Origin of the sequence: Allomuricauda sp. M10, from assembly GCF_020782875.1 — a bacterium.
Classification (GTDB): Bacteria; Bacteroidota; Bacteroidia; order Flavobacteriales; family Flavobacteriaceae; genus Flagellimonas.
This window is the reverse complement of the sequence record NZ_JAJGBN010000001.1, coordinates 553619-578726: the sequence shown is the minus strand read 5'-3', so window position 1 is coordinate 578726 and position 25108 is coordinate 553619. Positions and strand designations below refer to the sequence as shown.

Sequence of the window (25108 nt, the reverse complement as noted above, 5' to 3'; positions counted from 1 at the left end):
TAAAGTTTTTTTAATCATCTTGTTTTAAAAAGGGTGATTGAAACCCTAACTTTTTAAGTCCGTTTTGGACATCTTCATTTTCCATGAACAGGTTCCAAAGTAAACCGGTTCGGTAGTTTTCGATCATCACAGGAATAGGCCCTTGATCTATGGCCAAATATCTTGGCAAATACCAATTGTGCTGTTCGCTAAACGCATCATAAGGCCCGTATTTCCCTATCAAAGTATCTTGCTGGGTATACAAATGTCTTAAAAATTGTTTGCTTTCCTCCGGAGTATATGGCATGGATGACAAAGCTGCTGTTGGCGAAATGACCCCAAGATCTTCCCCTGGTCTGTGACCAGCATAGCCGTTAATAGAGTAACTGGAAGTCAACCCCCAATTATCCTTGCCATACCCTTTAAATCCCATTGGATTTTCAAGTGCATATTTGTAATGGATCATGGCATGGTTCACGTTCAATTTCCAGTAATCGGCAAATTGATCGGTCAATCCTTTTGGATCTAAGCCCAAATAGGAATAATGGGCCCAGAATAGAGGTCCAACTGGAGTATTGTCATGCTCATAATGGTTCAATTCAGTTTCCAGACCGTAGTAGACGGTATCCTTTGCAATTTCACCATTAAGTGCCCACCCTTTTTCGTACACCGATTTTTTAATAGGATGGGTCGGCGATGCAGCTGCCAAAACATACATGATCAAACATTCATTGTACCCTCCAACAGGAAAATTCATTTCCCATTGATATTCAGGACTCCAATGCCAATACAATACATCTTGACCGCCTTTGGTATACCAATCCCACTCTACGCCTTCCCAAAGTTTTTGGATTTTTTGGGCAAGTGCCTGTTCCCTTTCGTTGCCATCCTTAAAATATTCCTTGACGGCCAAAAGTCCTTGAACCAAAAATGCGGTTTCCACCAAATCCCCTCCGTTATCCTTTTTACTGAACGGAGTTACCTTTCCTGTAGACAACATCCAATGCGGCCATGCCCCATGAAAGCGGTCTGCCTTTTCCAAGAAATCAACAATTTTCTCGTAACGTTCCAAGGCCTGTTCACGAGTGATGAACTTGCGTTCCACACCCACTAAAATGGCCATTAGACCAAATCCAGAACCTCCAGTGGTGATGATATCCTTGTCGTGATAAGGATAATCATTGTCCATATGAAGCCGTTCCCTTGCCAAACCTGACACGGGTTCCGCCCCATCCCAAAAATATTCAAATGTCTGATGCTGAACGGAATCCAGCAGTGCTTCGTCTGAATAGGCAATGGTATCGTTACTTGTTGGTGTTGCTTCTTCTGCTTTTTCAGTTTTATGGCCATTGCACCCTATCAGCATGGATGCAACGGCCATTGGAATTAAAACTAACCTCATAAAACTAACTAACTCGAAAAGTTTGTGCTTGCTATGCGAAGCTTATTTATTCATGATTTCTTGAATCTCTTCTTGTGTCAAAGCTCTATCGAATAGATATAGATCATCGATGTAGCTCAAGTCCGATAGGTGGTTCCAACCAATAAAGTTGGGTGCTCCCGATCCTACGGATAGGATGGAACAATTTGCCCAACTGATGGTCTTACCGGTCATATCGCCCATATTGGCCACAGGTTCCCCGTTGAAATAAATTTGGGTAGCCGTATCGGTCACGGTAAAGGCAATGTGTACCCACTCACCAGCGGTTACATCGATTACATCACCATCATTCCAAACATCACCTCCATCACTTCCTACGTGAAGTTTAATGCGTTGCTCTGTGGCACTACCTTCACGGAAAAGACGGAAACCAGCTGAAAGATCATTATCTGCACCATTCATTGGAGGGCTGACAGTTAGGATACCAGCCCTATCTGGGTCAGCATCTACCTTGTACCAGAAAGCACCACTGAACTGATTGGCAAACAGTCCGTCAATAGGGAAGGTCAAATAGGAATCCGTGGCACCTGCATAGGCATTTGTTCCTACTTGGCTTTCACCAGCAAATCCTGGAGCACCTTCAACGGTAGGAGCCAAATTGTTGTTTGCATCTATATTACTTCCATCAAATGGCAAATACAGAGTAGATCCAAAGTTTTTAGGAACTACTTCTCCTCCGTAAATTTCTGCAACTTCTCCTGAAGTCAAAGCCTTACTGAAGAAGCGAAGGTCATCAATGGTACTGTAATCGGATAAGTGGTTCCAGTATGAGAAAGTTGGCCCACCAGCACCTATGGTGAAGGTATCACAACCTGTCCAATCAATTGGAGCAGACATGGCTGAACTTAACACTTCGGCACCGTTGAAATAAATGGTACTCTTATCACTTGCAATGGTAAAGGCCACATGTACCCACTCTCCGGCGGTTACATCGATCACACCTCCATCGTTCCAGCTTTCGCCTCCACCGGTACCAACGTTCAACTTGATACGTTGTTCTGTCGCACTTCCTTCACGGAACAATCGGAATCCTTGGAATCTATCCACTTCATCATCACCAATAGTGATAATACCTGCCCTATCCGGACTAGCATCTACTTTGTACCAGAACGATCCACTGAATTCAGTTGTCATCAATCCCGCAGCAGGATAGTTGATGTAAGAATCCAATGCACCCATATAGGCTTGATCACCAATGTAGCTTTCATCAGTAAAACCTGGTGAACCAATTTGGGAAGCGGCCTTGCTTCCGATCAAATCGATATAATCCCCATCAAATGGCATGTACAAAGACTCCCCATCGTATTGTGGTACATATGGATTTGCTGCATTGATCATGATCTGTACATCGCTCTGCGTCAATGCTTTGTTGAAAATGCGCAATTCATCCATTTCACTATTATCAGATAGGTGGTTCCAGTAGGAGAAGGTAGGTCCACCTGCACCGATCACCAATTCTTCACAACCTGTCCAATCTATTGGAGCGGAAAGGTTTGCACTCAACATTTCAATACCATTAAAATAGATGGTACTCTGTGTTTGAGAGATTGAAATGGCCACGTGTACCCATTCACCAGCGGTAACATCGATCACACCACCGTCATTCCAGCTTTCACCAGATCCGGTACCAACATTCAACTTAAGGCGTTGTTCTGTTGCACTTCCTTCGCGGAACAAACGGAAACCTTGGTTCCTGTCGGTTTCATCATCACCAACTACCAAAATACCTGCCCTATCCGGAGTAGCATTGACTTTGTACCAGAATGCGGCACTGAATTCGGTGCTCTTTAGGTTATCCATTGGGAAAGTAAGGTAGGCATCTGTAGCCCCCATATAGGCATCTGCCCCTAGGAAACCGCCTCCTGCAAAACCAGGATTGCCCACTTCCCCAGCTTCCTCAAAGCTGATAAAATCCATATAATCGCCATTGAACGGCATGTAGAATACCTCACCATCAAATTGGGCGCTATACGGAGCAAGTTTGGCAAAATTGACCTCTTGTGTAGTGGTCTTTCCTTCCAAATCGGTCGCCGTAACGGCCACTACGTGGTCGCCATTACCCAATCCATTATAGGTCACTTCTTCCAAAACAATTCGATAGTCAGTAAATGAGCTATAGGAGGCAATTTGGGTTCCATCCATGGAGACTTTTACATTGGTCACCTCAATATCATCTTCAACCTCAAATTTTATGGTAATGGATGTCTCTTCCTCGAATGGCATCAATTCCACTCCTTCGGTAGGATAGGTGATGGTAACCTGGGGAGCCGTTGCGTCCACTCCGGCATCAACGGCCGTTATTGGATCGATTCCTTCATTACAGGACACCACTAGAAGTGCCAAAAGGAACCATATGGATTTAACTATGTATTTCATCTTGTGCGGTTTATTTAGTTTATGTTAATCGGAACTTCCGGATAAAGTTGGAAGTGCATCCACCTGTGCTTGTGGGTAAGGCAGCAACTGCTTGTCCGCAGTAAACGACCTACCATCGTAGCTCAACTCGGAGAAATTATCCAAACGGATCATGTCGAAGTAACGAATACCCCATTCCATGCCCAATTCGGCATATTTTTCGTCCATTACATCGTCTGAAGAAACCCCTGAAACGGAAGGCATATCTGCCCTTGCCCTGATAAGGTTCACAGCTTGATCCGCCGTCATTCCAGAACCAGTTGCTCCACGGGTCAACGCTTCTGCATACATCAACAAAACTTCGGCATAACGGATAACGATAAAGTTTTTACCTCCACCATAATCATTTCTACCAGCGGTAATCTGAACAGAGGGCAAATAGTGTTTGCCACTGGCGAACAAGGCTCTTGCATAATCGTTGAACACATCTCCATCCCTTGTAGTATTATTCACAAATGATGGTAGCGTTGCATAATTGGGGTCTGTTTGAAGTTCTGTGATACCTCTATCGGTAAAGATGACACTGGTTTCCAACCTCTCGGTTTCACCTCTGTCCAACATAAACTTGATGAATTTCATACTAGGCTCATAGAATCCCCATCCACCAGAGGCATTGGCCCTAGCCGGAGTCCAAGTTTGTGGACCGAACGGAGCATACAGGTGATAAAAAGTGTCCCCTGTGCTAGATCCATAATCAGAGAATTGCAACTCCATCAAGCTTTCATCGCTCAATTCTCCTGGTTTTTTGAACAAACTGTAATAATCTGGATACAAGGAGAATTTGTTGGAACTGATAATGGCTCCTGCTGCATCAGCAACTCCTTGGTAATCTTCCATTTCCAAATGAGCCATTGCCTTAAGGGCATAGGCAGTGTAACGGGTTACCCCACCAGGAATGTCGGTTCTTTCATTGGGCCTCATGTTAGGCAACAATGGAATCACTTCATCCATTTGATCGGAAATGAACTGCATTACCTCATTTTTGGAAGCTGTTCCGTCTGCAATCTCCGCATCGGGCTGGTTGGTCTGGATGATGAATACATCGCCCCAAACCCTTGCCAGGTTGAAGTGCAACCAAGCCCTCATTACCTTAATCTCGGCGATATATTGGTCTCCTTTTGCTACATCTGTTTCAGTTGCAAAAGCTTGGAAATTCTCGATAAGACTGATCTCGGTGTTCAAACTTACGATATCCCCATAGTGAAGGTTCCAAAGGGAATTGTACATCCAATACCCTTGATCGTAAACGAAGTTATCCGTATCGGCAAAGGGTTGTTGGTCTCCCAAACCTCCTGCATTCACATCATCACCACGAACAGAAAGTAGCAAAGGCTCTTCCCAACCGCGGGTTGCGAAAATATTATAGGCTCCCACCAACGCTTGAACCATGTCCTCGGTTGCTGAGTAATCCAGGTCATCTGCATTCAGCTGACCTTCAATGTCATTGAACTTGTCATCGCACGACTGCACAAAAAGCATGGCCATCATGACAAATACCAATTTATATACTGGGTTCATACTATTTTTCATTTCAATTTTTTTACAGTTTAACATTAACACCTACTGTGTAGATAGCTGGCACTGGATAGGTTTGACGGTCCACACCATCGGAAACCTCAGGGTTGAATCCGTTATAATTGAACAAGGTCAATGGTCTCTCCGCTGTAAGGGTAAACTTGATATCGGGAGCATTACCTTTCAATTTTTCACCTCTTAAAGTATAGGCCAATTGAATGTTCTGGATACGGAAGAAATCTCCATCCTCTACCCAAAAATTGCTGAGTTTTTGGTTCCAACTGTCCCTTAGACCTGCAGAAGAAGGATAGCTGTTGCTGGTCCCTTCACCATGCCAACGGTTTTTGGCCAAATCGGCATCCATGTTTGTGTCATTGGTAAAGATGATCTCTCCCCGCTTTCTGTTCAAGATTTTGTTGCCACTTTGTCCGTAGAAGTTTAAAGTGAATCCAAAATCCTTATAGTTAATTCCGACATTTCCCCCATAAGTGAACTTGGGCAAGAACGATCCCAATACGGTCCTATCATCATCGGTAATGGATCCATCACCGTTTCTGTCCCTATAGATTAAATAACCAGGTTCAATATCCTGACCATTCGCGATAGCGTTTTGCGCAACCGGATCGGCATCTATCTGGGCTTGGTTTTGGTAAACACCTGTGGTTTCATATCCAAAGAAGGCATATAAAGGCTCGCCTACTATGGTTCTTTGGCGAAACTCAGCCGAACCTGAATCAATATAACCTCTTTCATCCTCAATTTCCATGGTTTCATTCTTCACGGTGGTGAAGTTGGCCCCTACGGTATAATTGAAATCAGGAGTAATGTCATTGGTCCAGTTCAGGGCAACCTCCACACCGGAGTTTCGAATCACTCCAGAGTTTCTGCTCACCGTTACGTTCGCAATCGGGATATAGACCGGCATAATGGCATTCTTGGTATCCCTGATATAGTAATCGGCTTCCAAGGTCAATCTGTTGTTGAAAGTTCTCATGTTGATACCAAAATCGGTCTCTTCCACCAGCTCCCAAGTCAAATCGGTATAGGTACTGGTTGCGGTGATACCGGTAACTGGAGTATCGCCTAAATCCACGGTAGTGTTGGTAATCGTATTGGCACCTGCACTGGCAGCTACGTTATCGTTACCCAAACGACCCCAAGCGGCTCTTAGTTTCAAGAAATCAAAGATATTGTTGTCCTTCATAAACGGCTCTTGGGAAATAACCCAACCCGCACCAACAGATGGGAAATAACCCCATTGGTCTTGTGTAAATTTGGAAGATCTATCTGCCCTGAAGGTTCCGTACAACAAGTACTTGTCCTTGTAATTATAGGACAATCTACTAAAGTAGGATTGACCATATATCCTACTATTTGCTTCTTCCACATTATTGTTGAAAGAAAGGGGATCGGCAAAATCAAGGTACCAAGAAGTCTCATAATCGATTCCCACAATATCACTACCGGTGGCCTCAAATCGATTGGCCGCTTCATCCCTGTAAGACGCACCTGCCATTACGGTCACATTGTGATCATCGGCAAATGTATCGTTGTAGGTCAGAATGTTATCCCAAATTTGGTTGTAATAATTGTTCTGCTTCCTGTTGATGGAAGAAATACGCTGGTCGCCAAATCCCATATTGTAAGGAAGGTTGGTATAACGCTCTTCCAATGCGGAAAAATCAACATTGTAGGTTGTCTTGAAGGTCAACTTATCCTTGATCAAATCGGTTTGAAGATAGATATTGGCCAACAATTTTCTGATTTTCAGCCTATTATCGTTATATTTCATGTCAGGGAACGGGTTTTGTGTTCCCCTATATCCTAAAGCTTGTGCATTTGCATACCGTATTGGGGTAGCGTCAGTATTTAAATCATCGTATACTGGTAGAATGGGCACCGCAAAATACGCTTTGAACCAAGCTGAATCTTCAGGGGTGTATTGGGTAGCGTTACTGAACACCGTATTTACACCTACCTTAACATTATCCATAACATCCACATCCAATTTAGATCGGATGTTGAACCTTTCGTATTCGTTCTTCATGTCGAGTAATCCTTCTTGGGCAAAGTAGTTGGTACCCAAGGAATAGGAAACATTATCCGTCCCCCCAGTCACGCTCAAGCTGTGGTTTTGGATCAGGCCATCCCTGATGATCTCATCATACCAGTCTGTGTTCACATTAGGCACATTAGGATTCACCCTGCTCCTACCATAACGTTGCATGGCATTCAAAACAAATTGCACATCAGCAGTGGAACCTGATTCCACAGCCATTGTTACAAACTGCTCGGCATTGGCCATTTTCAATACATTCTGAGCACGCTGCACCCCTGTGTATCCATTGTACTCAATCTGTGGTTTTCTGTTCTTAGCGCCCGATTTGGTTTCTATAATGATAACCCCGTTGGCAGCACGAACCCCGTAAATAGCTGAAGATGAAGCATCTTTCAACACGTTCATCGATTTAATGTCGTTTGGGTTCAAAAAGTCGATGTTGCTGTAGAACATCCCATCCACCACATATAAGATATTGGTGGCATCGGAATAGGTTCCCAAACCACGAACCCTTACCGTTGGGGAAGCACCGGGAGAACCTGTTGTTACAATTTGTACCCCAGCCACTTTACCTTGTAGAGATTGAACAGGGTTGGCTGCTGGTGTTTTTTCAATTTGCTCCGAATTTACGGTTACAATGGAACCGGTAAGGTCCGCTTTCTTCTGTGTACCATACCCAACGACCACCACTTCGTCCAGACTTTGTGTGTCCAGCCTCATGTTTACTTCCATGATCGTTCGATTGTTCACAGGTACTTCCTGGGTTGTAAATCCGATGTAACTAAACACCAGAATTCCATCCCCAGGCACATTGTCCAATGTGAAGTTTCCATCAAAATCGGTTTGGATACCTGTAGTAGTACCCTTTAACACGACGTTGGCGCCAGGCAAAGGCTGACCCTGATCATCAAACACCGTTCCCGAAATCGTTGTATTGTTTTGTGCGAAAAGTCCCACTTGAAACAACAAAAACGAGATTAGCAATAGTTTGCTTTTAATTTTCATAATTGTGCAAAAATAGAGTTAGATTTTTACTAAATTAATAAAGGGTCAGGTATCTGAGTTACAGAGGCATTACATAATAAATACATCATTTAAATATCTCCCAAAACCCCTTATTTCACCGTATTTGCAGTAGTATGGAGTTAAAAGATGTAAAAAAAATTAACATAGTGATGTAGTAATGATGTAATCGTATGGGAGCCCGCTTTAACAGTTGACGGGGACTTTCTCAACCTAAAAAGTGATCAGAAAGTTGGAAAGATTATCAGAACTGTCGATTTCCAGCTTTTTTCTTAAACGATAACGATGTATTTCTACTCCTCTGACCGAAATAGCCATAAGCGGTGCGATTTCCTTTGTGGAAAGATTCATTTTAAGATATGCACACAATTTAAGATCCTTTGGGGTCAATGAAGGGTAGGCTTTTAGAAGTCGTTCGAAGAAATCCTCATGAAGTTCCTTGAAATTTACCTCAAACCGTTTCCAATCTTCGGTATCCTCAATGGAATTGTTCAATTTTTTGATGAATGCCCTATACCGTTGTGAATTGGAGAATTTGTCCTTGTTCACCAATAGCATATTCTTGAGTTCCAAAATCATTTCGTTCTTTTTGGCAATGTTCAAGGTAGTACTGGCCAATTCATTCTGTTTTAACCTTACCTCCTTGGCCAATTCCTCTTTTTCAAGTTTTGCCATTCGTTCCCGCTGCTCCTTCTCCATTTGCTCTTGGAGTTCCAAATGTTTCCGCAATAATTTCCTACGGTTGTAGTGTCTCACCAAATAGATCGCCAACACAACAATTGCTGCATAAAGCACTAAACTGGCCCAGGAAAAATACCAAGGGGGAGCTATTGAAAATTCAAGGGTACTGGCCTCTGACAATTCGTTGTCCATACCTACCGTATACACCTTAAATGCATAGTCCCCAAAGGGCAGGTTCTGGAAATTGATGAAACCGTTCTCCGAATACTCGGAATACTGCTTTGGGCCGTTCAATTCGTAATAAAAATGTGGCGAGATATAAAGCGGCGATGCCACTTCTATAGTAAGGGATTGCGACCATCTGTTTGGCACTTTAATCTCTTGTGCCGTTGCGGGATAAATATTTTTTTGGTCTTTTAATACAATGATGTCGGGAGCTGGCAATGCCACTCCAGTATATTGTTTCCCTAGCTTTTCATTGTTGATCTTGGCAAAACCGTCCGTTAAGGTAATATAGGAAGTGCTGTCATTGATCTTGACCACATTTTGGGAGTCAGGTGCCAGCCTTTCCCTTAAAGGAACATCTGCAATGACCAAACTATCACCCTTCAAATCGGTATGGATGATGGCCTTCTCATTGTCCGAATCCACAAACCAATAATAATCCTCATCAAAGAACAAAAGCTCCTTGTTCTTATAGTATTTGAATTCCTCAAAAGGAACAATGGTATCCCCTATTGGGTTGTATCGGTACCAATTGCCTTCACTATTGAGTACAATATGGTTTTTAATATTGAAAATCTTCACATTATATGGACTTGGGGCACCTTCTTCATCAAATTGCTGAATAGAGCTGACGCGTTCATACCCATCATCCAAATGGACGCGATAAAATCCCTTATAAGGGTGGGCCGCCCATAAAATTTTCGGGGTTTCAAAACACAATTGTTTCACAGGGAAATCAAGCCCTTGTATTTTTTGGATATGCCACTCCCCATTGTCCAGTTTTTCAAACTTTGCCAAACCGTTGTAGGTTCCTTGTACATAGGTAGCTTCGTGATCCGGCACTTTGATGATCTCATACCCTCCCGCAACTGTACTCAATTGCTGAAAACCATTTTCGGTAACCTTATAAGTGCCTGTATTGTGACCGCAGATCAGATCGCCTTCCAATTCCACCAAATCCCACACGTGATCCTGGGAGCCGTTCACAAAACGCAAAATACCGCCGTCAAAATAAAATACCCCGGTATTGCTCCCCAAGAAAAGTTTACCGTTGTAGCTGGCCACATCGTATACCATGCCCAAGGTACCTGAGTAATCCGTATAATAGGTAATGGGATTGTGGAGCTTTACACGAGCAATACCGTTATCAAGCCCCAACCATAATTGATCGTTGAACTGCAAGATGGAAAGGACCGTATTGTTTTCCAGTCCTGTTTCACGATTAAGGACCTGATATCTTTTTGTGGCAATATCATAGATATAAATTCCATTTTTAATGGACCCAAAACCCATTTGACCTTGCCCTAATATGGCCATTTTGTTCAGTTGGTGCTGTTTGAGTTCATTGTTGATTTTATCTTCCCAAGGCTGCATTTTTTGACCATCGAACAGATAACAGCCGTTCAATTTGGTCCCCACAAGCAACTTCCCCTGAAAAACCACCATATCGGTCACCGTTTTACCTAAAAGGGAATCTTGGTTGGGCAATGGTACCAGTTCTTTATCCTTTACCTCAAAAAGTCCAAGGGAACCACCGGCCACAATCAATTTATCATTGTACTCAATAATATCCGTAACCACATGGGGCGGATCTACCACTACTATCTTATCCCCCTTGTAGCAATAGATGGCGGAGAAGGAACGGAAAAGCACATTCCCATCCTTGGAAGGGTAGATTTCCCAAAATTCTTCACTGGTAAACGTATGATCCTTGATCATTTGAGTGAGTGAGGTATATTCCAACTCCCCTATTTCATTCTTGGTCCAATAGCCAAACTCTTCATAGGATCCTGTATAGACCCTATCACCAATACATTCAACCGAACGTATAATGGTATTGTTGGGCAATTTGTTCAGGGTCCATTGTTCCCCATTAAAATGAAGCAATCCTTTATTATTTGCCACGAACAATTCTCCGTTGGCATTGGCCGAAACATCCCAATTCTTGCTCGCCCCCTTGTATTCTGACAACCGATAGTTATAAATGGGAGGCAACAGGTTTTGGCCAAAAATGTAAATGGGAACTAAAAAAAGTACAATCCTAAGAAGATTTTTGAGCATTGAGTTTTGTTTAGCCAGAGATCAAAGGTCTTTTGTTTCCTGTAAATTACAAAACTATCCATTTTCTTGACCATCAGAAACTAAAAGTATTCCGGTGCCTGGGGCAACTCTTCACATAAAAAGTTATACCGGGTTTGGCTTTCGTTAATCCAATTTGATGACGATCATCAGGAAATTTACTTTTCCATAATCCTTTTTAATCGTTGGACAACCTGTTTGTCTTTTCCATAATGCTTCTTGGCCTAACCTTAATCGCAAGTGATTTTACATGATACTATTTTAGCCCCGAATGATTTATCACACAAACTAAAAATTCCCTCAAAAAACTGATAATTAAATACTTGTAAATCACAACCGAACTTTAACATGACATTTCAAAAATTATTTCGCCACGGGTGCCCTCGGCACAAAAAAAAGATGGCCCCAACTTTATGTGCCTTGCTTTTGGGATTGACCTATATGGTTTTGCCCAATTCCCTCGTAGCACAGACCCCTTCTGATGGTTTGATGATGCCATCCAAAAATATTTGCGTACTTTTTTCCTACGATATGGGATCTTTTGATAGGTATTGGGAAGGTACCAAACTCCGGTCCAACGAAACCATTGCTACGGTAGATCAGAACATGATCATGCCCATGGCCGCCATTGGCATTTTGGACAACCTTAATTTTTACATCAGCCTACCCTATGTCAGTACAGAATCCTCTGAACCCAACGGAGGTAAATTCACAGGGGCACGGGGGTTTCAGGATATAGGTTTTGCGGTAAAATACAGGCCCTTTCGGGAAGAAGTGGGAAATGGCAGGCTTTCAGCCCTTGTAACAGCTGGTTTTTCCACACCCATATCCAACTACCTATCCGATTACAGACCTTATAGTATTGGTTCGGGTGCGCCAGAATTTTTATTGCGTGGGATTGGCCAGTACCAATGGAACAATGGCTTTTATATTCGAGCCGCATTGGCTCATCTTTGGAGAGGCTATACCGAAGCGGAACGCGATTACTACTACAACAATGGAAGCTATTACACCGCTTGGATGGATGTGCCCAATGCCGTGACCTATGAAGGAATCTTTGGTAAATGGTTATTCGACAACTCCTTGAAACTGGAACTGAGTTACTTTAGCCTGAATTCGACCAGCGGGGATGATATCAGGGCCTACAATGCCGCTCAACCTACCAACAAGGTTGAATTTGATCGAGTCGGATTTTCCGCCCAATACTTTTTTAAATCGATAAAGGGATTGGGAGTAGTGGCCTACCACAATCGAATTGTGGATGGACGAAATGCACCAAAAATGAGCAATACCGGATTTGGGATCACCTACCAATTCAACGTAATCAAAAAACAAACCGATGAACAAGATGCGCAATAAAATACTAACCCTTATCTCGGCCTTCGGCCTTGTCGTTTTAGTCTCTTGCGAAAAGGACATGCCAAGATATTTGCCCTATGAAGGATACAGTTTTACCGAACTCAATGAAAATGGTGGGGATTGGACCCCTGTTTTGGAGGATTCAGGAGCTGCCATTGCCGTGGATGCGCCCGATGCTTCGGATTCACAAGCCTATCAAGATGAGCTTGCTGAAGTGAAAGAAGCCATGGCCAATATGACCGACGAGCAGAAAAAAGCTATAAAATATTGGACGAATAATCCAGCCATCCGCTGGAATGAGATTGCATTGGAGCTTATTGCCAAATACAATCTGATTCCTGGCCCCAATGACGATGGCACCTATACGTTGCCCAATCCTGCCAACCCTGAAGGCCCACCAGCTTTTCCTTTTGCGCACCCACCTTATGCGTGCAGGGCACTTGCCTACATGTCCGTGGCCCAATTTGATGGACTCATTACAGCTTGGCATTATAAATACGAGTATAACAGGGCCGCTCCTTACCAATTGGATGAGGATATTGAGTATGCCTATGAGGAAAACAACATTCCCTCCTACCCATCCGATGGAGCCGTGATTGCAAGGGCCTCACGAAAAATTTTAACGGCCATGTTTCCTCTTGAAGCGGAATATCTCCAAGAAATGGAAGATGAAAACTTGGAAAGTCTCTTGCTTTCTGGAGGATATGTGTCGAGTGACATTGATGCTGGACTTGTCATCGGAGATGCCGTTTCTGCCACTGGATTGGCAAGGGCTTCCAATGATGGCATGAAAAATGCCCAGACACCAAAAGCAGTATCCGATTCCATTAAACAAGCTGCATATGAGCGATTTGGTTGGGCATGGGACAATTTGGAAATCCCGACTCGTCCTGTAGGCCTGACGCCTCTCTTCGGAAAAGTGACCATGTGGAGCATTGATGATGTGGAAAGCGTTCGCCCCATTCCACCACCACAGTTGGATTCCCAAGAATTTTTGGATGATGTTGAACTACTCAAGGATTATGCACGAAACATGACCGATGAACACCGTAGAATTGCCAATTTTTGGCAAGACGGATTGGGCACCTATACCCCACCTGGGCATTGGAACCGCATTGCTAACGAAATGATCGTGGAACACAAACTCAACCCACTACAGACTACAAGAACGTTGGCCTACATGAATATGGCCATCATGGATTCCGGGATCAGTTGTTGGGATGCCAAATACTATTATCATTATCCCAGACCTATACAAATGATCGAAAATTTTGAGACCATTGCAGGCACACCGAACTTTCCGAGTTATACCTCTGGGCACAGTGTGTTCTCTGCCGCAGCCTCAGAGGTATTGGCCTATATTTTCCCCGATGAAGCGGCCAAAGTACGTGGATGGGCAGAAGAAGCAGCCATTTCTAGAGTGTATGGTGGCATACATTGGAGTTTTGATGCTTTTATAGGAACAGAACAAGGAAGAGAGGTTTCACAATACACCATTGATCGCGCCAAAGCAGACGGGGCAGACAATTAAAATCTAAACTCAATGACTATTTATGGCCCTAAAGGTGAGATTCACCCTTGGGGCCTTTATCATTTTGGTAGGGGGCAAGCGGTGTAACCAGTAGGTTTGGGTAGTACCTTTCATCACCAAAAGACTCCCATGTTCCAAAACCAAACCCACTTTCTCATGTGTCTGTTTGTGTTTGAATGCAAATTTCCGTTCCGCACCAAAACTCAATGAGGCAATGGCCCCATTTTTCTTGAGTTCCTTTTCGGCATCACTGTGCCATGCCATGCCTTCTTCCCCAGAATGATACAAATTCAACAAACAGGAATTAAATGTTTCTCCAGTGAGTTTTTCTGATAATGTTTTCAATTCCAAAAGTTCCTTGGTCCAAGGCAATGCTTTCTTGGTATTGTTGGAATAGGTGTAATCGAAAGGCTGGTCGGCATACCAAGCCACTTTCCGTTTGGTCACGATGCGTTTACCGAAAATTACGGCCACGTCGTTCTCCCAGGCAATGGTTTCCATCAATTGTTGGTAATAGGCATTGGCCTCCTCAAAATCCATAATGGTGCCATAGTAGTTTACCGTACCATCCTTTGGCAACCAATTGTAATTGTGGTCCACCTCATTGCTGAACAAATCCATTCTTCCATTTTTTATATAATCCTTTCATACAATGCCCGCAGGGTCGATACCCAAAGCTAATAGCTTCTTTTTCCGAAGAAAAGAAAATGCGGTTTTCTCTTTTCATCCGTTTGCCCGATTTACATTTCAAGGTACCATAAATCTTCAACTTGCTGTTGCCTCCAAATTGGATTTCCCCATACCTGATCTTACTTCTAACTTCATCATCACTTAAATCTGCATGATGTATCATCTCAACTGATGGCATCATGAAAAATGATTCCCAAAGTGTAACGCTCCCCCCAATGAAGCTCACTGACTCCATGCTTCATGTTCACACGGTAATACCCAGTTTTCCCTTGAACCGGTCTAAAGTTCGTGGTAAAAAGCAGCACATCCCCTTTTTTAGGTTGCAACACTATGGCTTTGGATTGCGCCCTGGGCGTCTGTTGAGTCAACACAAACTCTCCACCAGTATAATCCACAGTAGGTTCACTCAAAAATAGCACGGCCTGCATGGGAAAATAAACATCACCATATAAATCTTGGTGCAAGGTGTTGAATCCACCTGCTCCGTATTTCAAAATCAAGGGTGTTGGCTTGGTTTGATGGTTTTGCCAGCAATCTTTCAATAAATGTTGATGGGTACTGGGAAATTGATTATCCATTTTCAAGGCTTTCATCCAAAGATTGGCCATTGGTGCCAAATGAGGATATAGTTCCGTCCGCAACGTTTGAATGATCTCCGGCAAGGGATAATCAAAATACTTGTATTCTCCCAACCCAAAGCGGTACCGCTCCATGACCACCGTTTTACGATAGCCATCCGGTTTAACATACAGCTTTTTCAATCCTTCCGATTCTTCATCGGACAATAGATTGGAAATCAAACCATACCCTTTGTTGTGCAAACTTTCCCCAATAATGTCCCAATCCAGTTGCTTGATGCGCTCTGAAATCTTTTCCATGACCAATAAGATTTATCTCTGTATTACGCTTCGGGATGAGTATCCGTTTGTGCTGCTTCCCAACCTATGATGGCCGTTTTACGGGTGTTGCCCCACATATAGCCTCCAATTTTTCCAGTGGATTGGATCACACGATGGCAGGGAATCAAGAATGCAACGGGATTATTCCCAATGGCTGTCCCCACTGCTCTTGAAGCATTCGGTTTCTCAATCTTTTGGGCAATGTCACCATAGGTGACCAAACTTCCCATTGGAATTTTGAGCAAGGTTTCCCAAACTTTCAATTGGAAAGGAGTGCCGTTCAAATGCAGTTTGATCTGGTCCAGTTTGCTCCAATCGTGCTGAAAGATGAACAGTCCATCTTGCTGATGTTTGTCCAACAATTGCTGGTATTGGGCATTGGGGAATCTAGATTTCAGTTCGTTGAAGGCGAGCTGTGCATCCTCCATGAAAGACATGTGACAAATACCTTTTTCGGTGGAGGCCACTATCATTTTACCAAATGGGCTTTCGGCAAAGCTATAATTGATATGTAGATTTTCACCTCCATTTTTGAACTCCCCTGGGGTCATCCCCTCAATGCCCACAAAAAGATCGTGCAACCTGCCCGTACCGGAAAATCCCGTTTCCCATGCGGCATCGGCCAAGGTGGTCCCTTTTTGTTTCAATAGTTGTTTGGCGTGTTCCACACTGATGTACTGCATGAACTTTTTAGGACTCACCCCTGCCCATTCCGTGAACAAACGTTGAAAATGATACGGACTTACATGAATGGTCTCCGCAATCTCTCCTAAAGAGGGTTGCTCCTGAAAATGCTCCTGAATAAACGCAATTGCCTTGGCAATCCGGTTGTAGTTGAATTCTGCTTGACTTGTCATCATCTATATTGTTTGGAGCAAATGTAGGAGCATATCCTAGGGCTCAAAACCCGAATCTTGCGAACCTAATTCACCTCATCAACCCAACAATCTTTCCTGGCTTTTCTGAAGGATATCCGACACCCTTTGTTTGAGGGCTTCGGGTTCCAGAATGGTAGCATAATCGGCAAACATGAGGTACCAGCGGGCAAAACCGTTGTTCATATCCATGGACATAAAGGTCATCTCCACCCCTTTATCCGTGGCTTTTTCAGAAACAAATCCGTAATACTTTTTTCCATTGCGGATGTATTTGGCCACGGTCTTATCCACCAAGATTTTCACCTTGGTCTTTTGCACATTTTCCCTTTTCTCCCGGTGTTCATCCAACGTTCCATGCTCCAGGGCAAAAGGTTCCTGTGTCCGTTTGATCCGATGTATCCTGTCCGTTCTAAAATGACGGTAATCCATTCGGAGGTGGCAATACCCTAAAATATACCAATAGCCGTTCTCATGGAAAAGGCCCACCGGTTCTATTTTCCTTTCCGAAGGATCGTCTTCCCGAAGGGATTCATATCGTAAAAAGACCTGCTTTCGTTCCGCAATACTTTCAAACAAAATTTCAAGGGCATCAGGCACTTCCTTATTGAATAATTCCTGCCCTGGCACTATGGAAACTTGGTTTTCCAAGGCTTCCACCCAATCTTTTTCACTGCCTCGGAGCACGGATTTCAATTTGAACATGGCCGATTCATAATACGCCCCGAGTGATTTATCGGTGAATTTTTGCATCAACTTTTCGGCAGCCACAAAACTACCTGCTTCTTCACGCGTGAACATCACCGGGGGCAATCGGTACCCTTCCATGATAGAATACCCGATTCCTGCTTCGCTTGCAATGGGTACTCCGGAAGCCTCCAACGTTCTGATATCCCTATAAATGGTGCGAAGGCTAACTTCAAAACGGTCGGCCAGTTCCTGGGCCTTTACAATCTTTTTGGATTGTAACTGAATCAAGATGGCGACAATCCTATCAAAACGTTTAACGGTATCCATTCCCATAATTGCGTAGGCTATCTCCCAAAGATAGGACTTAAGCCCAAAGCCATGAGATGATTTCCTTTTCATTTTTCATTGATTTAAACAGGACAACGCTATGTATGTCCTTTATTTTCAAGCAATATTACCTATGGACAGTGACAACTGTTTGTCAATATTATTTTTTTTCGACCTCATTTTTTTCTACTGACACAGGGCTGTCACACCCCCCTTCTACCTTTGATTCAAATTCTAAAATCCTTTAAATACAACATCATGGAAAAAACAGCAACAACACAGCAAACAATGGATCAAGTTATTTCACCTGCCCAACTTTTGGAACACTGGCAAGGACACCGAGGACTGACCCGACGTGTGATCGAAGCTTTCCCAGAAAAGGAGTTCTTCAACCATAGCATTGGAGGTATGAGGCCATTTTCTGAAATAGTTTCCGAACTTTTGGCGATTGCCGTACCTGGACTTAGGGAAATTGCAGGTGGAAAAACCAATGCCTTGGATGAAAAAATTGATTTTGGCAATGATAAATCCAAAGTATTACAGCTTTGGGACGAATCCACGGAAGAAATCAACCAGCTTTGGAACCAATTGAGCTTGGAGCGTTTTCAGGAGAACATTAAACTTTTCGGACAGTATGAAGGAACCGTTCAATCATCCATTTTCTATTTCATCGACAATGAGATCCACCACAGGGGACAAGCCTATGTTTACCTGCGTTCCTTGAACATTGAACCTCCATTTTTCTACGAAAGATAAAAAGTAAGAGAATGAAGACCGTTTTAGTTTTTAAGACCTCGGTTTTGGGCAAGGGTCATGTTAGAACCCTGAAGCCTTTATTGAACCAATTGATCGACAAAAACGGACACTGGAATTTTGACCTGGAGGATTGTGATAACATTCTCCGGGTCGAAACCCAGCATGTACGGGCGCAAAATATATCAACCTTATTGGAAAAAAATGGCTTTAGTTGTGAGGAACTCCACTGAAAATGCTACCCAAACCACAGATAATGAAAAAGAAAACGGCCAAAACCACCGATTAAGGGATTTTGACCGCGCACTTCGTTTTTGGACGATCAGACCCAACCTTCAAAAAAAGTCGGCATCATGATCTTATGGGTCAGATGCCCGCTTTTTGTTTCAATTCCGTAAACTGACCTAATAGCTCGGAATATCTATCCTTTTCTTCTTGGCCAGGTTCCTTGTCGGTTCCCGATAAAATATAATAGAGATACGAAATTTGCCCTACCATCATAGGTTGTGGATAGGCACCTTCCTCGTTTTTCAATTGCTTTAATATGGATTTGTAGTGATCGAGTTTAGCATCTCCAATTTTGGATTTTTCAAGCTCCTTGATTTTCTTCTCCAAATTATCCTGAAGCATTTTGGCATCGGACAACAAATCTATCACCTTGAAAACCAATTGCTGTTGTTCCAAAATGTTGTCCAAGGTCACCCCGTCATCTTGGAGTTTAGGGTCGATCAAAATTTCAAAAGGCTGTTCTAAAGTGGAATCGCCTACAGTTAGTTTTACCTTATACATCCCCGGAGGTACCACAGGACCGCCTTTAAACTTTCTATTCTTGTTTTTGTCCCAAGGTCCTTTTTGGCGCAGGTCCCAAGCGAATCGGTTGATACCCTTTTTGGTCTCCAATTTTTTATCGAGATACACAAAGGTCATGCTCAGACCCATGTCCTCTACTTCTTCCTTGGTTGATTTCAACTTTGTTGAATCGCTAACAATCGAAGCCACCACCTTGTTCTGAACATCGAGAATATCCAATTGTACCCCGCTTTTCATATCGCTGGGCAAATAGTAATCGATCAACACACTAGTAGATGGGTAATCAGGGAAATCGCCTCCTCTTGGACTATCATAACGGATAGTATTGGCAGGCTTGAACAACACTGCTGCATCTCCTAAACTGGTCATGTTTTGGTCTTCCAGTGAAGTGATATTGTCCACAATCCAGAAACCACGACCCATGGTGCTCAAAATCAAATCTCCACGGAACAAGATGATATCCGTAATCGGCACAACTGGAAGGTTTTGCTGGAATTTCTTCCAACTCTTTCCATCATCGAAGGAAACGAACATGCCGTATTCCGTACCTGCGTACAATAATCCTTCGCGAACAGAATCTTCCCGAAGTACAATGGCAAAATAATCAGAAGGAATTCCATTGGAATCCGTACTGATCAATTCCCAGCTTTCACCATAATTTTCCGTTTTATAGAAATAGGGGTTATTGTCTCCCAACAAATGTCGCTCCACGGCAATGTAGGCCTTTGCAGGGTTAAATTGAGAAGGTTCCACAGATTCCACCCTTCCTCCTTTGGGTAATTTTTTAGGTGTAACGTTCTTCCATGTTTTGCCACCATCCTTGGTTACGGAAATCACCCCGTCGTTGGAACCCGTCCAAATGGTGCCCTTGACAATCTTGGATTCTCTGATGGAATACAAAGTGCTGTAATATTCTTCACCCGTGATGTCCCTTGTGATCGGATTACCGGAAATAACCTGTTTATCAGGTTCGTTGGCAGTTAAGTCAGGAGAAATGATCTCCCAATTTTTACCCCCGTTGCTGGTCTTGTGCAGAAATTGGGACCCCATATACACCACTTCAGCATCGAATGGCGACACGTGGATGGGCGCCACCCTTTGAAAACGATATTTTAAATCCTTCGGATTGTGACCATAAATGTTGGAAGCCCCGATGGAGTATTCACGATCAATCCCTGTTTTTTTACTGTACACGCTAAAACGTCCTTTACAGTTGTTGTACACCATGTAGTGGTTGCCCGGCATCGGGATCACGGGGCCTGTTTCGCACCCACCCACATTCAACATGATAGGCGTTCCTGGGGTTGTGGTGGCGCTGGGAGCTTTGCTTGGAATGGCAATGGTGGTATTGTCCTGCTGTGCACCGTAGACCCAGTAGGGATATTGCTCATCCACTGCCACTTGATAAATTTCAGCCGTTGGTTGATTAAATTGGGTAGACCATGTTTTTCCTCCATTATGGGAAACATTGGCTCCCCCATCGTTACATTGAATCAACAGATCGGGATTATTGGGATTGAGCCAAATATCATGATTGTCACCATGGGGAACACTCATTTCTTTCCATGTTTTACCACCATCGGTAGATTTTATCAATGGGTTGGCATTGGAATAAATGATGTCGGGATTGGTAGGATCTAACTCTAGGTTGGTATAGTAAAATGGCCTGTTCACCAAATCTTCATTATCGGAAACATGAGTAAACGATTTGCCTTGATCAATGGATTTGTAAAGTCCTCTTTCCTTGTCAGGTGCTTCAATGACGGCGTATAGAATTCGAGAATCAACACGGGAAACAGCCAAATCTATCTTACCGATAAGTCCTTTTGGCAAACCTTCTTCCAATTTTACCCAATCTTTTCCACCGTTTACGGATTTGTAGATACCCCCATCCTTATTTTCACCACCTGAGTCAATGGTCCACGGTGTTCTGCGAGCCTTCCATGCTGCTGCATAGACCACGTTTGGGTTACCTGGAAGCAACTCCAAATCGGCAAAACCGACCTCATCGGAAACGAACAATACTTTTTCCCAAGTCTTGCCGCCATCAGACGTTTTAAAAATACCTCTTTCTGGATTGGATTTGAAAGCATTTCCAATGGCAGCTACCCATACGATGTTGCTGTTGGTAGGGTCAATTTCAACGGCACCAATTTGGCCCACGTTTTCCAGACCAATATGTTCCCAAGTTTTTCCGGCATCTATGGATTTGTACATCCCTTTTCCTGCAATGATATTGCTTCGGATACCATCAGAACCCGTGCCCACGTATACAATATTGGCATCGTTTTCCGCTATCTCGATAGCGCCAATGGACGGCGTTTCAAAAAACCCATCGGAAACATTGAACCACGAAGTGCCGTAATCCTCCGTTTTCCATACTCCTCCACCGGAAGCACCTAAATAAAAAGTACCAGGTTCCAAAGCCGTTCCCGTTACGGTGGTTACGCGACCTCCACGAGCCGGGCCAATGGTGCGGTATTGAAAAGCATCAAAATCCTGTGCAAATGTTATAGTGGTTAAAATAAAAGAAAAAAAGAATAGGGAAAAGCGGAAGTTGGTTTGCATGAGTCAGTAGAATAGTTTGGTTTTCCCAAATCTACTGAATACTGGGGTAAACTGAAGTATTACGGATATAGAATTATGGATTTAAAGAATTTTATTGGGGATTGGGGGAAAATTTTATGGGGACAGAAATCAACACTTAAAAATCCCGTATGAAAAATTGAGGCTTTTGTTATTGGAATCTAATCCACTTTCTCGTACTTATAGCTGCATCCTTCTATACAAATGATACTGGTTGGGGTAAGAAGGATCGTATTTTTGCCATAATCCAACGTATAGGTAATCAAGCCCTCTTCGTTTTCCGTGCCCGTCTCGAACCCCTCACAATCGTATTCAAGGGTAAGATTTCCTTCATCCACAGAAAAATTACCTGAAGTACATTCTGGATATCTGTCGGAAGAAAAACTTCCATTCCCTTGGAATTCAATTTCTTCCCCATTCTCAACATCTGTCCAGTATTGTGGGCCTCCGGCACTAATGTAGGCTGCGGTCAATTTCCAAGTGCCTTCAATGGGAAAAGCATCCTGATCAAATCCTTTAAGGTCGTCTTCATTGTCACAGGAATTGAAAACAAGGCATAATAGAAGGGCAACGAACAACTGTTTCATACGTTCTCTTTTTACGAATTAGATGTCACTTTCATATTTCGTTGCGTGATACGGGTATAAAAACTTATTGAACCCAGTCTATTTTTTCATTTTTATGACAATTACTCCATTTGCACCGCGAGTCCCATACAGTGAGGCATTTTCATCACGAATCACCTCAACGGAAGCCACATCCCTGGGCATGATATAATCTATGGAGCTTACCACTGTACCGTCTACAATCAATAAGGGTTCCTGCCCACTGTTCACTGAATTCAGTGCATTACCCCTTAATCGGATTTTGGTACCATTAACTTGGGCACCCGGAACTTCCGTGGCAATCAATTGATACATATCCAGGTATTTACTATAATCTTTCGGCTCTCTTTTACTCCGTGCTTTTCCTTTCGTATCGAACCCAAGTTCCGATAATTTATCCTCGGTGATAATAGGGCCGTCTTCAGGAAAAACAATCTGTATTTCTTCGCTTCCATCCAAATCAACGGATTGGATTCCATAAATCGGGGAAAATGCCATGATAACTTTGTCATCATTGTTCAAGTCAATTTCGAAACGGCCCTTTTTATCGGCTCTCATCCTGGTATTGACCGAGTCCAAATAGATAATGGCCTTTTTAACGGGATTATGCTCTGGGTCCAATACGGTACCGCTCACCCTAACCGATTTGGATTCAGCAGTTTGAGCTATGATTGAACCTATAAACACAAAATAGAGAATGATAAAATATGATCTTGGCTGTTTTGTTTTCATTTCCGATGAATCTTTAAAGGTTCTACATGGTCAAATTATATTTCCTATTTAAAATCCAAATGGTTTATTACATGCTATTTAATAGATTCTGGTCAAGGTTTACTTTATACATCTACACTTTAAAATAAACCCATATTATTATATTATTCTTGTAAGTAGATTCATTTCATACCCTGAAACAGAACCACAATTATCTTTATGAACAGCATCCATATCAAACCAATGGAGTCCTTGATTTTATAAAATCCTTAAATCCACTCACACGAACTCCTTAATTATAAACAAGATATCTATTTTAAACCAACAATTGGAAAATCGTCAATAAAATAGCTTGTTCCAAGAGCTAACAATCACAGGTTTTAACTGCCAGTAGCGCAAGGATATCAATCCAAAATTATGCAATGGGATTTTATCAATGGTTAAACACCCTTTTTAACAGCCATTCTTTTTTTGGTTTTTTATTTTAGGTAATAATAAAAAAGCCAAGCATATCGCTTGGCTTTTTGGTCGGGATGACTGGAAGAAAGAGGTATTTTCAACCACCTTATAGTCAGCACTTTATACAGTGTCCTAAAACTGATTAACCGAACTCTAAACTGTAATTAAAACAGTACATTCAGTGGCAAAACTTATGGATGTTTTACAACTCAAATTTAATAAAAACTATTCGTGTTTAAGCCTATTTAAAATTGGTTTATGAGATTACATTCAAAAGTGTAGTAAATTTTAAAATCGAGGATAGGATTGCCCAATCATTATGGAAAGTGAAGGTAGCATACTAACAAATGTACATTGTATTCGTCATAATCATATTCTTCCAATGATATGAAACCCATTGAATTTCTCTTTCTCGTCTTAATTCTATTCTGTTCCTGTAGAAAGGAGCCAAATTACCATTACCTTGAAATCCAAAATCGACAACAATATGTTCTTACAGCAGGTGAGGGAGAGCCAGTTGTCGTATTTCTTAATGGAGGAGGGAGTGACTTAAAAGATTTTAATGAAGTACAAAATGAAATTTCCAAAATCACCAAAACTATTTCCTACGACAGACTGGGAATAGGAAAATCAGAGCTCACTGATTCTCCTAGAACCCTCGAAAATGTGACCGAAGAACTAAGGGAATTGTTAGAAAAAGAAGGAATAATTGATATTCCAATGATTTTTGTAGGTCATTCCATGGGAGGTTATGTTGCTCGCTATTTTCTCTATACTTATCCAAAAAATGTGGCCGGACTTGTACTGATTGACCCTGGAAGTGAATTTCTTGAGCAGGAACTGAGAAAACTTCAAACCCAAGAAGAAATTATTATTGCGGATAGCACACTAAATGCACAACTTAAACTAATCCCGAAAGGATTTCAAATGGAGATCAAAGCTTATCCAGAACACGATTCCATTCTCAAAACCTTTTCAATAAATACAGATATACCGATTACTTTGCTAGAATCAAATAAGGTCGATGAAAATGACCCTTTCGAAGTAAAATTAATAGAAATCCAAAAAAAACTATATCGGGATTTTCAACGGCTAGTTCCTCAAACGAAAATAATTTCTACCGAAAAAAGTGGACATTTCATTCAGAAAGATGAACCCAATTTAGTAATAGATGCTATCCAAGAAATGCTAGTCAAAGTGCAATAAGTCTCAAACTTTTTGAATCCATATGATTGAGGGCACATTGATGACAGAACCATCCATATGATTGCTTTTTGTTGTAAACCAGAAAGAAGCACTACAATTCCATTCTCAACTAATTAAAACGGATTTATTTGCCTTCAGTAAAGAAAAATTTATGTGCTATTTTTATTTAAAGTATGAGTAAAAGTTTTGT

General features: G+C 42.4%; 18 protein-coding genes. 5 read left to right on the top strand and 13 right to left on the bottom strand.

The window, feature by feature from the left end; all coding sequences use genetic code 11:
* Positions 1–10: 10 nt before the first annotated feature.
* The 5 genes from LKX84_RS02700 to LKX84_RS02680 all read right to left on the bottom strand — a co-directional run bounded on the left by LKX84_RS02700 (position 11) and on the right by LKX84_RS02680 (position 11399).
* Positions 11–1381 carry a glucoamylase family protein gene (locus LKX84_RS02700; protein ID WP_228235576.1) on the bottom strand — a complete coding sequence of 457 codons (1371 nt, stop codon included), beginning with the start codon at positions 1379–1381 and terminating at the stop codon, positions 11–13.
* A gap of 42 nt (positions 1382–1423) precedes the next feature.
* On the bottom strand, positions 1424–3796 hold the full coding sequence (locus LKX84_RS02695; RefSeq protein WP_228235575.1) for a LamG-like jellyroll fold domain-containing protein: 2373 nt from the start codon (positions 3794–3796) through the stop codon (positions 1424–1426).
* Between the two features lie 24 nt (positions 3797–3820).
* Complete coding sequence (locus LKX84_RS02690) at positions 3821–5365, bottom strand: RagB/SusD family nutrient uptake outer membrane protein (protein WP_228235574.1); 1545 nt, start codon at positions 5363–5365, stop codon at positions 3821–3823.
* 10 nt (positions 5366–5375) lie between these two features.
* Entirely contained in the window at positions 5376–8414 is a 3039-nt protein-coding gene (locus LKX84_RS02685; protein ID WP_228235573.1) for a SusC/RagA family TonB-linked outer membrane protein, read from the bottom strand.
* Positions 8415–8645: 231 nt separating this feature from the next.
* Positions 8646–11399, bottom strand: a complete 2754-nt coding sequence (locus tag LKX84_RS02680) for a LuxR C-terminal-related transcriptional regulator (protein WP_228235572.1) — start codon at positions 11397–11399, stop codon at positions 8646–8648.
* Positions 11400–11816: 417 nt separating this feature from the next.
* Between LKX84_RS02680 and LKX84_RS02675 the strand changes: the two genes are divergently transcribed.
* The gene (locus tag LKX84_RS02675) at positions 11817–12776 is read left to right on the top strand and encodes a transporter (RefSeq protein ID WP_228235571.1); all 960 of its coding nucleotides are present in this window, start codon (positions 11817–11819) and stop codon (positions 12774–12776) included.
* Positions 12766–14307, top strand: a complete 1542-nt coding sequence (locus LKX84_RS02670) for a phosphatase PAP2 family protein (protein ID WP_228235570.1) — start codon at positions 12766–12768, stop codon at positions 14305–14307. The genes LKX84_RS02675 and LKX84_RS02670 overlap by 11 nt, the downstream gene beginning before the upstream one ends.
* A gap of 9 nt (positions 14308–14316) precedes the next feature.
* Here LKX84_RS02670 and LKX84_RS02665 read toward each other — a convergent pair whose 3' ends face one another.
* The 5 genes from LKX84_RS02665 to LKX84_RS02645 all read right to left on the bottom strand — a co-directional run bounded on the left by LKX84_RS02665 (position 14317) and on the right by LKX84_RS02645 (position 17794).
* The gene (locus LKX84_RS02665) at positions 14317–14928 is read right to left on the bottom strand and encodes an alpha-ketoglutarate-dependent dioxygenase AlkB family protein (protein WP_228235569.1); all 612 of its coding nucleotides are present in this window, start codon (positions 14926–14928) and stop codon (positions 14317–14319) included.
* Positions 14909–15160 carry an Ada metal-binding domain-containing protein gene (locus LKX84_RS02660; protein WP_228236075.1) on the bottom strand — a complete coding sequence of 84 codons (252 nt, stop codon included), beginning with the start codon at positions 15158–15160 and terminating at the stop codon, positions 14909–14911. Before LKX84_RS02660 ends, LKX84_RS02665 begins: the two co-directional genes overlap by 20 nt.
* Before the next feature lies 1 nt (position 15161).
* The gene (locus LKX84_RS02655) at positions 15162–15875 is read right to left on the bottom strand and encodes a 2OG-Fe(II) oxygenase (RefSeq protein WP_228235568.1); all 714 of its coding nucleotides are present in this window, start codon (positions 15873–15875) and stop codon (positions 15162–15164) included.
* Positions 15876–15898: 23 nt separating this feature from the next.
* Complete coding sequence (locus LKX84_RS02650) at positions 15899–16753, bottom strand: methylated-DNA--[protein]-cysteine S-methyltransferase (protein WP_228236074.1); 855 nt, start codon at positions 16751–16753, stop codon at positions 15899–15901.
* A 78-nt stretch (positions 16754–16831) separates the two neighbouring features.
* Complete coding sequence (locus LKX84_RS02645) at positions 16832–17794, bottom strand: helix-turn-helix transcriptional regulator (protein ID WP_228236073.1); 963 nt, start codon at positions 17792–17794, stop codon at positions 16832–16834.
* Positions 17795–18046: 252 nt separating this feature from the next.
* On the opposite strand from LKX84_RS02645, the gene LKX84_RS02640 reads away from it, so the two are divergent.
* Both LKX84_RS02640 and LKX84_RS02635 read left to right on the top strand, forming a co-directional pair.
* On the top strand, positions 18047–18544 hold the full coding sequence (locus tag LKX84_RS02640) for a DinB family protein (RefSeq protein WP_228235567.1): 498 nt from the start codon (positions 18047–18049) through the stop codon (positions 18542–18544).
* Between the two features lie 11 nt (positions 18545–18555).
* Entirely contained in the window at positions 18556–18774 is a 219-nt protein-coding gene (locus LKX84_RS02635; protein WP_228235566.1) for a hypothetical protein, read from the top strand.
* Positions 18775–18907: 133 nt separating this feature from the next.
* Here the strand turns inward: LKX84_RS02635 and LKX84_RS02630 are convergent, their stop codons facing one another.
* From LKX84_RS02630 to LKX84_RS02620, 3 genes are all read right to left on the bottom strand, one after another.
* Positions 18908–21919 (bottom strand): WD40/YVTN/BNR-like repeat-containing protein, encoded by a 3012-nt coding sequence (locus LKX84_RS02630; protein ID WP_228235565.1) that lies wholly within the window; start codon positions 21917–21919, stop codon positions 18908–18910.
* A 179-nt stretch (positions 21920–22098) separates the two neighbouring features.
* Positions 22099–22524 (bottom strand): lipocalin family protein, encoded by a 426-nt coding sequence (locus LKX84_RS02625; RefSeq protein WP_228235564.1) that lies wholly within the window; start codon positions 22522–22524, stop codon positions 22099–22101.
* A 78-nt stretch (positions 22525–22602) separates the two neighbouring features.
* A complete protein-coding gene (locus LKX84_RS02620) occupies positions 22603–23274 on the bottom strand; it encodes a TonB-dependent receptor plug domain-containing protein (protein ID WP_228235563.1) in 672 nt (223 codons plus the stop codon).
* 825 nt (positions 23275–24099) lie between these two features.
* Between LKX84_RS02620 and LKX84_RS02615 the strand changes: the two genes are divergently transcribed.
* Positions 24100–24918 (top strand): alpha/beta fold hydrolase, encoded by an 819-nt coding sequence (locus LKX84_RS02615; RefSeq protein WP_228235562.1) that lies wholly within the window; start codon positions 24100–24102, stop codon positions 24916–24918.
* Positions 24919–25108: the final 190 nt, after the last annotated feature.